This window comes from Propionispira raffinosivorans DSM 20765 (assembly GCF_000381065.1).
In the GTDB taxonomy this organism is placed as follows: domain Bacteria; phylum Bacillota; class Negativicutes; order Selenomonadales; family Selenomonadaceae; genus Propionispira; species Propionispira raffinosivorans.
In genome coordinates, this window is record NZ_KB905867.1 from 22,154 (window position 1) to 36,441 (window position 14,288).

At 39.3% G+C, this 14,288-nt stretch carries 11 protein-coding genes; 3 read left to right on the top strand and 8 right to left on the bottom strand.

What is annotated here, in order from left to right; translation table 11 throughout:
- Positions 1–22 precede the first annotated feature (22 nt).
- Entirely contained in the window at positions 23–859 is an 837-nt protein-coding gene (gene panB, locus F606_RS0117320; RefSeq protein ID WP_019555156.1) for a 3-methyl-2-oxobutanoate hydroxymethyltransferase, read from the bottom strand.
- Positions 860–1,149: 290 nt separating this feature from the next.
- Positions 1,150–2,364: an MFS transporter gene (locus F606_RS0117325; RefSeq protein ID WP_019555157.1), complete on the bottom strand. Its 1,215-nt coding sequence runs from the start codon at positions 2,362–2,364 to the stop codon at positions 1,150–1,152.
- A gap of 299 nt (positions 2,365–2,663) precedes the next feature.
- Here F606_RS0117325 and murQ point away from each other — a divergent pair, with 299 nt between their 5' ends.
- The 3 genes from murQ to F606_RS0117340 all read left to right on the top strand — a co-directional run bounded on the left by murQ (position 2,664) and on the right by F606_RS0117340 (position 6,091).
- On the top strand, positions 2,664–3,566 hold the full coding sequence (murQ, locus tag F606_RS0117330) for an N-acetylmuramic acid 6-phosphate etherase (RefSeq protein WP_019555158.1): 903 nt from the start codon (positions 2,664–2,666) through the stop codon (positions 3,564–3,566).
- Positions 3,567–3,600: 34 nt separating this feature from the next.
- Positions 3,601–4,953: a PTS transporter subunit EIIC gene (locus F606_RS0117335; RefSeq protein ID WP_019555159.1), complete on the top strand. Its 1,353-nt coding sequence runs from the start codon at positions 3,601–3,603 to the stop codon at positions 4,951–4,953.
- Between the two features lie 64 nt (positions 4,954–5,017).
- Entirely contained in the window at positions 5,018–6,091 is a 1,074-nt protein-coding gene (locus F606_RS0117340) for a DUF871 domain-containing protein (RefSeq protein WP_019555160.1), read from the top strand.
- 107 nt (positions 6,092–6,198) lie between these two features.
- Here F606_RS0117340 and F606_RS0117345 read toward each other — a convergent pair whose 3' ends face one another.
- The 6 genes from F606_RS0117345 to F606_RS0117370 form a co-directional block, all read right to left on the bottom strand.
- Positions 6,199–7,485, bottom strand: coding sequence for a DUF445 domain-containing protein (locus F606_RS0117345; protein WP_019555161.1), 1,287 nt, complete (start codon positions 7,483–7,485; stop codon positions 6,199–6,201).
- Positions 7,485–8,735 (bottom strand): DUF445 domain-containing protein, encoded by a 1,251-nt coding sequence (locus F606_RS0117350; RefSeq protein WP_019555162.1) that lies wholly within the window; start codon positions 8,733–8,735, stop codon positions 7,485–7,487. Before F606_RS0117350 ends, F606_RS0117345 begins: the two co-directional genes overlap by 1 nt.
- 141 nt (positions 8,736–8,876) lie before the next feature.
- Positions 8,877–9,305 carry a hypothetical protein gene (locus F606_RS0117355; RefSeq protein WP_019555163.1) on the bottom strand — a complete coding sequence of 143 codons (429 nt, stop codon included), beginning with the start codon at positions 9,303–9,305 and terminating at the stop codon, positions 8,877–8,879.
- Positions 9,306–9,476: 171 nt separating this feature from the next.
- Positions 9,477–10,697 carry a 6-phosphofructokinase gene (locus F606_RS0117360; RefSeq protein ID WP_019555164.1) on the bottom strand — a complete coding sequence of 407 codons (1,221 nt, stop codon included), beginning with the start codon at positions 10,695–10,697 and terminating at the stop codon, positions 9,477–9,479.
- Between the two features lie 274 nt (positions 10,698–10,971).
- Complete coding sequence (locus tag F606_RS0117365; RefSeq protein WP_019555165.1) at positions 10,972–11,652, bottom strand: transaldolase family protein; 681 nt, start codon at positions 11,650–11,652, stop codon at positions 10,972–10,974.
- A gap of 114 nt (positions 11,653–11,766) precedes the next feature.
- Positions 11,767–14,121, bottom strand: coding sequence for a glycyl radical protein (locus F606_RS0117370; RefSeq protein WP_019555166.1), 2,355 nt, complete (start codon positions 14,119–14,121; stop codon positions 11,767–11,769).
- Between the last annotated feature and the right edge of the window lie 167 nt (positions 14,122–14,288).

The window sequence follows — 14,288 nt, forward strand, 5'->3', positions numbered from 1 at the left end:
CTATTTTATAGTTAATGAACATTCAATATAATTTTTCAATAATTTCGTCTGAAATTTTAAAGGTATGCTGCTCGGAGGGAAATTGTCTGCTTGTCACTTGCTGTTTATAGTCAGCAACAGCTGCCAGCACTAGTGTATTCATATCCGTAAATTTCTGAACGAATTTCGGTGAAAAACCACTTGATAAGCCGATCATATCATTCACGACCAAAACCTGACCATCGCAAGCATTGCCCGCACCGATTCCAATCGTCGGCACCGAAATCGCAGCTGTTATCGTACCAGCAAGCTTCGCTGGCACACATTCCAGCACAATTGCCGAAACGCCCGCTTGAGCTAAAGCCTTTGCATCATCCATCAGCTTTTGGGCTGCGATTTGATCTTTCCCCTGAACTTTGTAGCCGCCAAGCTGATTGACTGATTGCGGTGTAAGTCCCAGATGACCAATAACAGGAATACCGGCTGCTAGTATTTTTTTCACAGCAGCCAAAATTTCAATCCCACCTTCTAATTTCACAGCCTGTGCCTGAGTTTCTTTCATAATGCGTCCAGCATTACTTACGGCATCTTCCGCTGAAATTTGATATGACATAAATGGCATATCAATGACCACCATGGCATATTTGACACCACGGCATACCGCTCGACCATGATGGATCATATCTTCTACCGTAACCGGTATTGTCGAATCATATCCTAAAATAACATTTCCCAGAGAATCTCCCACCAGGATCATATCGATCTTCGCACAATCAAGCAAAGACGCCACCGTATAATCATAGGCTGTAAGCATTGTAATCGGTGTTTTTGTTTCTTTCCTCTCTCTTAATGTCGCTACTGTTACCCGTGTGTTTTGCATTTTGTACCTCCAAAAATAATTTTTGGCAAAATAAAAGCCTTCCAACCAAATCCAGCTGAAAGGCGCACTTATCCATAACTATTCTTATGACCATTACCTTTCTGTCTCAGTCTACACTAGATCTAAGCAGATAAAACTACTATTCTTTTTTGCTTTGCATGTAAAAGTATAACTCGATCATACGATGTTATCTATGCATTTGCCATAAACCGAATCTTATCACACTGCAAAAAAAAATGCAAATCAGGCAGTAAAAAACAGGCGAAACATGTTGCTTCGCCTGTTTTATATTAAATTGGTATATGATTATGAACTTTATGCTGATGTCCTATATAGTGATAATATACGACCAGCCCAATCAAAAACAACATTGGTCCTGTGAACAGAAAAACATATTGTATGCCTATAACAGCACTAATGAAACTTCCCACCAATGGACCTACCATTGCGCCCGATTGATTCGCCGCGGTAGCTAAACCAAACACCCGACCGCGAAAATCAGCATTTGTCGATTTGACAAGCGTCGCGCTGACCGCTGGATTAGCACCGACAAAAAACAGACCAAACAAAAATTGAAAAACCCCAAATCCGACAACAGTTGCCGGAAAATATTGTAAAAAGTTAAAAACGCCTGCACCACAAAAAGCCAAGACCATCACAAAGAAATAACCTTTGCGCTGACCAAAACTGCCCCAAAACGTCGTTGACAAAGCTCCGGCAATCCCGCCAAGACTAAAAACAATACCAGATGTCAGTATAACACCATCCATTGAACCTTGCAGCTGCGCTATATATAAACTAATAACAGGTTGAATAACCATATTGGCAAAACTAATAATAAAGGAAAGTGCCAACATTTCAACCAACCTGCGATTGTGATATGCATATTTCAAGTCATCTAAAATGCCTTCATCGGCCTGCTTCGTATCCACACGTTCCACATGTTCAGGTTCTTTAACCAAAAAAGCCACCAGTAAAGTAACTAAAAACAACAAAATCCCGGCTAAAATAAAGGACGACCGCATGCCTACTACATGTGCTATGCCCCCACCCAAAAGCGGACCTAAAACCGTTCCGATAATCTGTCCCGTCTGGATTACGCCAAGACTATACCCAAGTTTATTTTGCGGCACACTCATAGAAACAATTGCCAAACTTGCTGGTAAAAAGCCATTCGCAAAACCTTGCAAAACACGAATGCCAAATAATTGCTGTGGACTTGTAACAAAAGCACCCATTAAATACACTAACCCTAAACAAAATCCAGCCCGAATCAGCATTGGCCTTTTGCCTTTTTTATCTGCCATTTTCCCCCAAATCGGCGCCATAATTGCTGCGACCAAAAATGTCACAGAAAATACAACCCCCGACCACATAGCAACATCACTTTCCACGACGCCGATTTCCAATAGATACATCGGTAAAAACGGTATCAGCATCGTATAGCTTGCTGATGTACAGGCCACACTAAACCCAAGGACAAAAAGATTTCTTTTCCAATTCATTCATTTCACCTAACTTACGAAAAAATAGTCTTTGGTAAGACCTCATCTTCTCTGCTTCAATTGCTGCTATCACTAGCGCAAGTATTTATATGTACTTTTGTTAAGTCCATATCTCTATATCATACCACTTTTCCTGATGCAAATATAGATTATGCCAACAAAATATTCTAAGACAAAGGCACTCGCTGCTGGACATATTTATTTATTTTAACTTTAATACAGGAATCAAAGAATGAAATGTCTAATACTAAGTGGTTGTAAGGGATAAACTATACTCTCTGCAGAAAGAAGCCGCTGACATGATCCAATTAGAAAATTTAACTACTGAAAGCAGAAATAATGCCAGTGCGCATATCGATCGAACAACAACTTTTGAACTTGTGCATTTAATGAATGAAGAGGACAAAAAAGTCCCGCAGGCAATTGAATCTATTTTGCCGCAAATTGCTGCTTCCATTGATCTCATTAGTAATCGTCTCCAAAAAGGCGGTCGTCTATTTTATATTGGCGCCGGAACATCCGGCCGTCTTGGTATCTTGGATGCCTCGGAATGTCCACCAACCTATGGCATCGAACCGGAGCTGATACAGGGAATCATTGCTGGGGGGCCTGCCGCGGTTTTTAAGTCACAAGAAGGGGCGGAAGATTCACCAGAACTTGCCGCACACGATTTAAAAGAAAAAAAACTGCAATCACTGGATACGGTTGTTGGTCTTGCCGCATCGGGTCGAACACCTTATGTTCTGGGCGGACTAAACTTTGCAAAATCTATTGGAGCTGCTACCATTGCTATTACCTGCAATCAAAATTCGCCCATAGCTGAGATTGCTGATATTGCCTTGACTGCCGTTGTCGGGCCAGAACTCATTACCGGATCAACGCGCATGAAAGCCGGCACAGCACAAAAACTCATTTTAAATATGTTATCCACTGGCTGTATGATCCGCCTCGGCAAAGTTTATGGCAATCTTATGGTTGATGTAAAATCATCCAACTTAAAACTTGAAGAACGCGCCCGTCATATTGTTATGGAAGCAACTGGCGTAACCAGACAAGAAAGCATCGCCTGCCTCGCCCAAACAAATGGTCAGGCTAAACTTGCCATCTTCATGATTTTAAGTTCATTAGATTTAGACACAGCCACAAAAATTCTTGATGAACATCAAGGTTTTATTCACAAGGCACTACAATCTTTACAATAGTTTCATTCATTTTTACTACACAGGAGGTTTCATTTTGACACATCAAGAAATCGCTGCTGCAATTTATCAGCTCGTTGGCCCGAAAGCCAATATCTTGTCTGCCGAAAATTGTATGACGCGTCTGCGCCTTATATTGAAAGACAACACTAAAATTGATCTAAAATCATTGCAACAGATTGCTGGTGTACTTGGTATCAATGAATCCGGTCAGGAACTGCAAATTATCCTTGGACCAGGCAAAGTTACAAAAGTCAAAGAAGCCTTTGATATAATTTTACATGCCCCATCCACGCAAAAGCTATCTGGTATAAATATGGATGATAGTGAGATTTTACATCAAAAAATCCGACAGAAAAATTCCACACCGTTTAAACTTTTCTTAAAAAAAATTTCCAGTATCTTTCTTCCTTTAATTCCTGCGTTTATCGCCTGCGGCTTGATTACAGGTCTTTTAAATATCGCTCTTAAGCTTATGCCCAGCATAGAGCAGACCGCTGCCGTTCAAATTTTAAAAATTGCTGGCAATGCTGTCTTTTGGGGCATAAATTTATTTGTCGGTGTCAATGCGGCGAAAGAATTCGGTGCCTCGCCTATGATTGGGGGGACGATGGCAGCTATTATTACGCACCCCGGTCTCAGCGAAATTACACTGTTCGGACAAGATCTCCTGCCCGGACGAGGCGGTATTATTGCCGTCTTACTGGTTACTGCTTTTTCCTCGTGGCTGGAACAAAAAATACGCCCCCGCGTCCCTGAACTCTTAGAACTTTTTTTAACGCCGCTGCTCGTAATTTTAATTTCAACCTTTGCGGCTATCTTATTTTTGCAGCCACTTGGGGGCATCATTTCTGAAGCCATTGGGTTTGCTGCTACAAATGCTATTGAGCAGGGTGGTGCCTTTACCGGGTTCATCCTCGGTGGCACTTTTTTACCACTTGTTATGACCGGCCTGCACCAAGGTTTAACCCCCATCCATGCGGAACTTTTAGCGCGCAGCGGTGTAACCATCTTACTGCCAGTCCTGGCGATGGCTGGTGCAGGCCAGGTCGGAGCATCCCTTGCCGTCTACGCTAAAACAAAAAATTCTCGCTTAAAAAAAACGATTGCCTCAGCCCTGCCTGTTGGCATCATGGGTATCGGCGAACCATTGATTTACGGTGTAACACTGCCGCTGGGCAAACCATTTATTGGTGCCTGTTTCGGTGGAGCGTTTGGCGGAGCGATTCAAGCCTTTAATGTAGTGGGTGCTACCTCAATTGGACTATCAGGACTTCCCCTTGCCGCAAGTACAGATCATATTTTATTTTATCTCGTAGGGCTTATAACAGCCTACAGTGTCGGTTTTATTGCAACTTGGATCATAGGTTTTCAAGATCCTGAACTTTAAAGATACCATGTACGCTTGCTTTAAATTTATACAAAAATTAAATAAAAAAAAGGAGCGAATGCAAATGAAAACGGGCATTGCAATCTATCTCGGATTGGATAATACGTTCGAAGAAAATATCCAATTGATCGAAACAGCTGCTAAATATGGAGTGCAGCGAATTTTTACCTCCCTGCACATTCCTGAAACAGATAAAAGCAGTCTAAAAAAGCAAATTTCTGAAGTTTTAAATATCGCTAAAAAAAATAATATGGAAGTCATAAGTGATATTTCTCCCGCCACATTAGAAATACTTGGAATTGAAAAATTCAATTTATCCGCATTTCAATTTCTCGGAATCCAAACCTTACGCCTAGATTATGGTTATGATGCCGAACAAATCACAAAATTCAGCCATAATACGAAAAAAATTCGAATTCAACTCAATGCCTCCACGATTACAGCACGTTTACTTATGGAACTAATGAAACTGGGTGCGAATTTTGCCAATATTGATGCACTACACAATTTCTATCCGCGCGAAGGAACAGGCATCAGCGAAGAAACTTTGGTACGAAAGAACTCCCTGCTTCACAAAGCCGGCATTCGAGTTGGTGCCTTTATTCCCAGCCAGCATCGCCGCCGATCACCTTTGAAAGCTGGACTTCCTACACTTGAAATGCATCGACATAATGACGTAAGTCTTGCCGCACGGCATTTAGCCGCTATCGGGATAGATTCTATTTTCATTGGTGATTCCCTGCCCTCTATAGAAGAGCTTGAAACGCTGAGCCAGATTAAAGAAAACGAAATTGAAGTCAAAGCACAGCTGTTATCTTCTGATGAATTCACACGCAACCTATTGTCTCACACCTTTACCGCCAGAGTAGATGAAGCCCGTGATGCGGTTCGCGCTCAAGAAAGTCGTAGTTTGCTAAATGGAACCTGTATAAAATCAGCCAATACCAAAGTACGTTCCTATGGAAGTATCACCCTCGATAATGAAGATTATCTACGTTATATGGGAGAACTTCAAATCATCAAAATGCCGCAGCCAGCTGATAAACGAGTCAATGTTGTCGGTAAAGTTTTAAATAATGAAGAATTTTTATTGAACTATATTATACCGGGGAAAAAATTCTCTTTTATATTTGAATAGACAGCATACGAAAAACAGCAATTCGTACCAGATGATCTGGCACAAATTGCTGTTTTTTAGTATTCAATTGTAAATGCCCGCCTAACCGAGACAAGAATATTTAGGGATCATTGCAATAATTGTGAAAGTGAAAATAAAATAAGTCCAATCAGTGCTCCCACTATCGAACCATTCATGCGTATCCATAATAAATCTGTTTCCACTTTACTATATACCAACTGATTCATTTGGGCATCACTCATCGCCGAAAGAGCCTCTTTGACAATTGACCCAATCATAAGCTGTGCCTGTAAAACACTCCGTCCCATCATATCATATAAGAATTGATAAATTGTGTGCTGAATTTTTTCATCTGTCTTAAGTAAAACTAACCCACGATCAATCCCCGCTAAAATAATATGTGCTACCGGTGTTTGCAAAGCCAATAGATTGCTTGGTCCTCCCTCTTCATTTTCTCGTTTAAAATATTGTAAAACAAGTTTTAAACATTCGCTTAACTGTTCTTTAATCATTACAGATTCAACAATTTCGCCTTGCCATTTCAGAACTAAGGTCTGCCAAGACTCATCTTTTATAATCCGGTTTATGGCAGTATAGATTTGATCCAATAACTGCCGTCTAAGTGGATGGTCTTTTTGCAGCAAATCTGTTGTTAAATTAAGAATTTGCTGTTGCAATACGGAAGCTGCCTCAGCAAAATTAAGAACATTGCTCAGCTGAGCTGCTGTTGTAAGGAAGGCCACAAAAATATTTTTATTTTTTTCTTCACTATAGGTTTGTATACTTTCTTGAATGGCTAATTTTGTTTCCTCTTGTGAAATCTTTCGCCTTATTTCTTCAATCAGATACGAAAACAGTTCTTCATTTTTTTCTTTTTCTACGAACCAGGTTTTTAAATCAGCATAAATTTTTTCCTGCGGCACTATAGAAATCTTCTTTTTTATTTCAGCTTCTACAATACCAGCTGTTTTTTGTATGTCGACTTGCTTAAGAGCATTCTCAAGATACTGCAAAATAATTCCAGCCAAAAATTCTTTCATTTGATTTTTTTCCAGCCACTCCACGAATAACTGTAAAAGATTCAATTTACGAATACGAAACAACAACTTTTTTTTTGAAAAGAATTCTTGCTGAACCATATTGACACACGAATTCGTAAAAGCTTGCCGTTTTCGTGACAAAATTGCTGTATGATAAGGAAATCCTAATGGTTTGCGAAAGAGTGCTGTCACGGCAAACCAATCAGCCACGCCACCAACAAGGGCGGCCTCTGTGCAAAACAAAAAACCTTTTATATATAAGTTCTCAGGATATTGCAGTTTTAACAGCAAGGCTATAATAAAAAGAGCAGTCACAATGGCAAGGAGTTTATCTGCCTTATTCCAGTTCTTCATCAGCCCCACATCCTTTCCGCTAAAAACACAACCGTATACAAAACCATTCCGACCACAGCACCAACTAAAGATCCATTAATCCGAATCATTTGCAAATCATCCGCTATTTTCGTTTCAACCAATTCCACTAAAGCAGTATCCGAAAGTTCATTGAGACGATCTTGAATCAATTGCGTAATAACACTATGCTGCTCACGAATAAACAAATTTAAATTCAATTTTATCTTTTGGTCCACAAGCTTTTGCAAATTCTGATTTGCTTTGAATTGATTGATTTGTTCATCAATCAAACGATCCATCGAACTTTCCAAAACCGATGACATTTTAGCCTGTTCTCGTTTAATTTTACCGTTAATATAGTCCGTTATTTTCCGTGCAACTTGCAGTTTGTCATGAATGATTTGTTTTTCCAACGTACTGATTTTAGTCTGATACTCCACATTTTCACCTAAATCACAAATCTGTTGACTCAACCATGTTTGTAGTTTCAGTCGCAGTGGATGTTGTGTATTTTTAAGATTTTTTACATATTCCCCTAATTCCGTCTCAACAATTTGTGCCAAACGTTCCGGTGATAAATCAAATACAAAGCCAACCATTTTTCGTCCTGTAGAATCTTTTTCATAATTATCTTTTATTGCTGCCATACTGCTTACCATAAGCTTGTGGGTTTTCTCGTCCAATAAAAGAACATCACATTCATCAAAGAAAAAATCCATGGCTTCATTTCCATATTTATTATGAAGCGACTCTTGCATTATGGCAATGAGAACTGGTGCCAAATGAAATTCTTTTAAAGCACTCTTAACAACATTTTCGATGGTTTGACCAATCTCTACGGTATCTAGTTCACTAAAAATTGCATATACCAATTGATTGATAACCCGCTTTACTTTCTCTTTGCCATCATGCTCTTCCAGATACATAATAAACATTTTTGCCATATCATATTGGTAGACGATCTTCATAATGTTTTCCGTATTTAGCAAATCACGTCCGGTAAATTCAATGATCTCATTGATAATACGCTGCCTATTTCGCGGCAATACTGCTGTGCGATAAGAAATTCCCAAAGGCTTACGAAAAATTGCTGTAACCGCAAACCAATCTGCCAGCCCACCGATCACAGCTGCTAAACAACCATTATTTAAAAGACCGCCAGCAAAAGCAGCCGTATATGGATACGTAAACAAAAAACCGACAATACTTAAAGCTAAGGCGCCTGCCGCTTTATATTTGGGTTGAATCATGGTGCCACTTCCCACTCTTATATTTTCCATGTAAATAGTAACATTTCGCGTTATAGATCAATTTATCCTTTATAACGAACGATAAACTTCATTTGGGCAAAAAAAATCGGCAGATATAGTCTGTCGATTTAGTACGAAAAGTTATTTACTCTCAATTTTTTGAAATTGATCTGGATGTTTATTAATATAGCTTAAACATTTATCAACCGATGTATCTTTAGCATAGACTACCCAATCTAGGTTTTTTTGCTGGGCAATAGCTTTTTTGCTTTTCGTGTCAATTGTCGTAACCTCTATAAAGCGGAATTTCATTTCTTCTGGAATCGCTACGATATGCGAATATATAAATCGATTGTCTTTCTCCACCTCTATTGAAGCTAAAAATTCAATTGTCTTCTGACCGTTTAATTCTGAATAACTAACTTTGGGTGCAACACTCATTATAGCCCCGTTCGCATTTTCGATTTTGATAAAAGGTTTGCCATCGCACTGTGCCTGCATGGCAAAAACATTACCGACAGACAAAACCATTAAAATAGCCGCCATAGCTAAAATTCGTCGCAATTTCATAGAACATACCACCCTTATTTTGATTTGTATCAATACAACTTTCTGCTCTTTATATAGTAGTATAATCCTCTTTTCTAGGAATTGCATTTTAATTCAAAAACATTTCTCTTTCTAAAGCCAAGACTGTCTCCAATCTACAAAAAGCAGGCAGATTTATCTGCCTGCAAAAATTCACTCTTTATAAAGTATTTTTTCTACCCGTGGGGCTCTAAACCTTGCCACTTTAAGTATTCCATTTCCTAAAAGCGGTCTGAGATAATCACGAAACGCGGTCGTTACATTATTACCGCTATCATTGATAAACTCATCCGGCATTTTTTTAGTCAAACCGGCAACAGCCTCAAAAGGAACTAAATCATATTGTACTGCATAATTGCCAATCCTGCGGATTGAAACCGATCCGTCTTTTTCTTGTAATACCGAAAACTGTACCGCTTTTTCACCTACTTCACGAGCTTCTTTACAGTCTGTATCGGATAAACAGCCCAAAAAGCAGCGTTGAATGTAGCCAAATGTATCCGCACGAACACGTCTGATCTGCAACTTACTTTTAAGTTTATCCGCTAAAAGCTTACCGAGAGCACCATTACCCGAAATATTTGTATTGCCATGGGCATCTTTTTCCAAGTCATCTAAATATTTCGTCACAATCGGTACCCCATCTGCATCAGCAATACCTTCTGATACAGCAATGACACAGCGTCCATAACGATCATAAACTTCCTGTACATCCTTATAAAAAGTATCTAACGCAAATGGTCTTTCTGGTAAATAAATAAGATGCGGACCATCATCTTCATACTGCTTGGCCGCACTGGCGGCTGCTGCCAAAAATCCCGCGTTACGTCCCATGATAATTCCAATATAAATCCCGCCTAAAGCTCGCATATCAAGATTTGTCCCGGAAAAAGCCTGCATCACAAAGCGGGCTGCTGATCCATAACCTGGTGTATGATCATTTGTGCACAAATCATTATCAATCGTTTTCGGTACATGAATGACTCGCATCCTATACCCTTCAGCCTTAGCATATTCATCCACAATTCGTGCCGTATCAGATGAATCATTTCCGCCTATATAAAAGAAATAACGGATTTCATGTGCTTTTAAAACCTTGAAAATTTCGCAGCAATAGTCTTTATCTGGTTTGACCCGTGTTGCCAGTAATGCTGATGATGGTGTATGAGCCACATCATCAAGATTTCGACGAGTCTCCTGTGTCAAATCAATAAAATCTTCATGGATAATTCCTTCGACGCCATGAAGCGCACCATAAATCCGTGTAATTTCAGGATATTTTTTTGCTTCTTCAATGATTCCAACTAAACTTTGATTGATTACTGATGTCGGCCCGCCCCCTTGGGCAATAACCGCCTTACCTATTAACGACAAAATGATCCCCCTTAATCTTCGATAAACTTTACTTATATATTATAGCGGTTTCTCCTTATACTTACCAGTCTTAAAAGTTTTTCTACTTTTCGAGAAACTTTTACCAACGAAACTCTTTTATTCCCACAAAAAATAATACGAAAAACCTCCGATTATTATACCATAAATCGTAAATCGTCCTCAAAAAAGAAGTACTACAAAATCATTTCGATTTTGTAGTACTTCAAACGGACCAATCAAGGCCTATATAAATTTTTTTCTAGCCGATCGACACTTAACAATCCACCATTGTTTTTCCTTCACCCAATAATGAATAAAAGTCAGTCGTAAATACACCCACAGCATTTGTTGTAGAGTCATGCTGCACGAGAGAACGAAGTACATCGGGAGCAGCTGTTACAGAACCAATTCCCGCTTTGCAAAGTTCTAAGACCTGCTGAGAATTTTTGAAACTGGCTGCTAAAACATCCGCTTGAAGATTATGCAGATGAAACATCGAATGAATTGCTTTAGCGGTCTCAATTCCATTTGCACCAAGGTTATCAATGCGATTTACATAAGGTGCTGTATAGCGTGCCCCGGCTTTTGCCGCCATAAATGCCTGCATCGCAGTATAAATTGCTGTCGCAGTAATATTTGTAATGCCTTTCACATGCATCGCTGCGATTGCTTTGAATCCTTCTGCTGTTACTGGAACCTTCACATAAGTGGCTTTGCCTAATTCATCCCAAATATGCTGCGCCTCTTTTAACATAGCTTCTTTTTCCAAAGACACCAACTGTACATGCAAATCCGCCTGTTGCGGAATCACCCGACGAATTTCTTTTAAAACCTGCATCGGATTTTTACCGACTTTTTTTAAAATCGATGGATTCGTCGTTACTCCATCATATGGATATTCTTCATATAAGGCTTTGATTTCCTCAACATCTGCATGATCGATTAATACTAACATGTAAACAACACTCCTATAGTTTTCTAACACTTTTGTTATTTTTATTGTTTTTTATCACTCATTATTACATTACCTGTAAAAGTAAAAGTTTGCAAGGAAATTTTCATAAATATGTCAAATTGCATCATAAGAAGTACGCGCAATAATTTCATCCTGCAGTTTTCCATCCAGTTCAGTAAAATATGCCGTATAGCCTGCAACACGCACGGTTAAGCTTCGATAGTTTTCAGGATTCGCTTGTGCGGCTAATAAATCCTCTCGATTTAAAACGTTGAATTGAATATGCGGAATTTCCAAATCAACAAACGCTCGTAAAAACGCTGCAAATTTATGAATTCCAGTTTCGGTAGCGAAAAATTCCGGCAGAAATTTCATATTCAAGAGCCCGCCATTCGTCGTAAGATTATTATCCAGCTCTGCCACCGACTTAAGTACTGCCGTCGGCCCTTTACTATCACGCCCATAAACCGGTGACATACCACCATCAGCAAGCGGTGTACCAGCATAACGCCCATCCGGTGAAGCACCCACATTTTCTCCCATCGGAACATGCGCTGAAACTGTATACATACCTGTATGATATTTACCACCACGATAATTCGTATAGACTTGCAATTGATTTCGAAAATACCTTGCCCATTTTGCACCAATTTTATCAACCCAGGCAACATCGTTTCCATATTTATCCACTTTGTTTAATAGCATAGCTCGCACGATATCATAACCAATAAAATTATTCTGCAGTGCTTTTAACAAGATTTCACGTGTAATCTTCTGTTCATCATAAACTAATTTTTTGATAGCGGCCAAACTATCAGCAAGATTGGCGACTTGGATCATTTGAATACCTGATAAATTATAATGAGCCCCACCGCTGGTCACATCTAAGCCTTTTTCCATACAATCTTCGATAACAGCTGATAAGAACGGCGATGGTAAAATATCCATATGTGCTTGTTCAACTTGTTCACAAGCTTGGATCATCTTAGCCAAAAAGAAATCAATTTGTTTTGCAAAAGCATTTTCCAATTGCTCGAAGGTTTCATACGTATCCAGTCCGCCAAAATCTTTGCCTAATCGTTTTTCGGTAAGCAGACAAACACCATGGTTTAGGGTAAGTTCTAAAGTCTTATTCAAATTAAACATAGCGGCATCACTCCAGCCGAGATTATTGCCTTGCGTTGTAATCTCAACACAGCCTACAATTGCATAATTCAGCGCATCTGCCGGCGCAATGCCTAGCTCTAAAATTCCCGGAATAATAGATTTATCATTAAAAAACTGTGGCATCCCACTGCCTTTCGCTACAACTCGAATACTCGCCTGCAAAAGTTTCGTTGAAGTACCTTCATTAAGACGCACCGAAAGATTCGGTTGCGGCAAACCGATAATTTCTTGTGCTTTCAATAATAAATAAGAAAGTTCATTTTCAGTTGACTGACCTTGTTCATCAAGTCCGCCAACCGCTATATTAAAACCAATCGGAAATCCGGCAAAGTATTTAGCACTATGGGCATTTCGCATATAAACGATTTCATTGAATTTAAGCCAGAGACATTCAATAATTTCGAATGCTTTTGCTGGGGTAAGCTTGCCGGCATCCAGATCAGCTTTATAAAAAGGATATAAGTATTGATCCACCCGCCCTGGCGAAAAAGAGGATGCATTCGATTCCATCTGTAATACAACAAATAAGAACCATAAAGACTGTACCGCTTCATGAAATGACTTTGGTGGTGATACGGATAAGTTCCGGCAAATCCCAGCTACATCAATTAGATTCGCTTGCTCTGCTTCGTTTGTTGTTTGTGCTGCTGTCGCTAGTAAAAGATCATGATAGCGCATCATAAAAGCATGTACACCATCCATAACCAACATAACACTTTGATAAAAATTTTGTTTTGTTCCCGTGGTCTTTACATATTCGACTTCTGCTCGACGCTTAAGTTCAGCCGGTCCCGTAAGCAGCCAAGTCTTACAGTCCGGACAGATATGCCCTTGCGCATGATCTTTCTGATTGATTTTTACAACCGAAGCAATTGCATCGATTTCAGATCCATAACGTTTACGAATCACATCTTCTAAGGAACGATTCTCCCAGTATGGCTTAACCTGCTGACGAAACAACAAAATATCTTTGTCATGTACATGAAATTTATCCTGTGGACGCACTGGTAATGTTTCAAATTCGCGATCAACCCATGAACTGCCACTTTCCGGAAAAACAACCCCCGCCCGAACACCTTTCGTACGATTCCCGACAATAAGCTCTTCTTTATCCACACCAATTTCCATTTTCAGCAAAGCATTTTTCAAGGCCAGTGCCCGCTTAATAATTACTGGTTCCTGTTCGTTTTCTTGATAAGTCTGCGTGATAATAAGGGCCTGCTCAATCGATGCATAACGAGGCTCAGCAAGCATTTTATTTTTCAGACGCAGTACTCTTTCACTTGCAGCATATGCTTCCATTTTATCCCTCCAACTATTCTTGACTATTATTGTTTATCATTGTTTATTATTTTATCTTATTTTAAGTCTTTCTTTCGTTATTTGCAAGAAAAAAATCGGTTAAAATAATACGCAGTTTACTATTGAAAATCATTATCATTTGTGTTATATTATATTTACACCTTCTT

What these genes read in the sequence shown, in the direction of transcription:
- F606_RS0117365 (WP_019555165.1), bottom strand. Translation starts at nt 11,652, where the DNA reads ATGTTAGTATTAATCGATCATGCAGATGTTGAGGAAATCAAAGCCTTA.
- panB (WP_019555156.1), bottom strand. Translation starts at nt 859, where the DNA reads ATGCAAAACACACGGGTAACAGTAGCGACATTAAGAGAGAGGAAAGAA.
- F606_RS0117325 (WP_019555157.1), bottom strand. Translation starts at nt 2,364, where the DNA reads ATGAATTGGAAAAGAAATCTTTTTGTCCTTGGGTTTAGTGTGGCCTGT.
- murQ (WP_019555158.1), top strand. Translation starts at nt 2,664, where the DNA reads ATGATCCAATTAGAAAATTTAACTACTGAAAGCAGAAATAATGCCAGT.
- F606_RS0117340 (WP_019555160.1), top strand. Translation starts at nt 5,018, where the DNA reads ATGAAAACGGGCATTGCAATCTATCTCGGATTGGATAATACGTTCGAA.
- F606_RS0117350 (WP_019555162.1), bottom strand. Translation starts at nt 8,735, where the DNA reads ATGATTCAACCCAAATATAAAGCGGCAGGCGCCTTAGCTTTAAGTATT.
- F606_RS0117345 (WP_019555161.1), bottom strand. Translation starts at nt 7,485, where the DNA reads ATGAAGAACTGGAATAAGGCAGATAAACTCCTTGCCATTGTGACTGCT.
- F606_RS0117370 (WP_019555166.1), bottom strand. Translation starts at nt 14,121, where the DNA reads ATGGAAGCATATGCTGCAAGTGAAAGAGTACTGCGTCTGAAAAATAAA.
- F606_RS0117355 (WP_019555163.1), bottom strand. Translation starts at nt 9,305, where the DNA reads ATGAAATTGCGACGAATTTTAGCTATGGCGGCTATTTTAATGGTTTTG.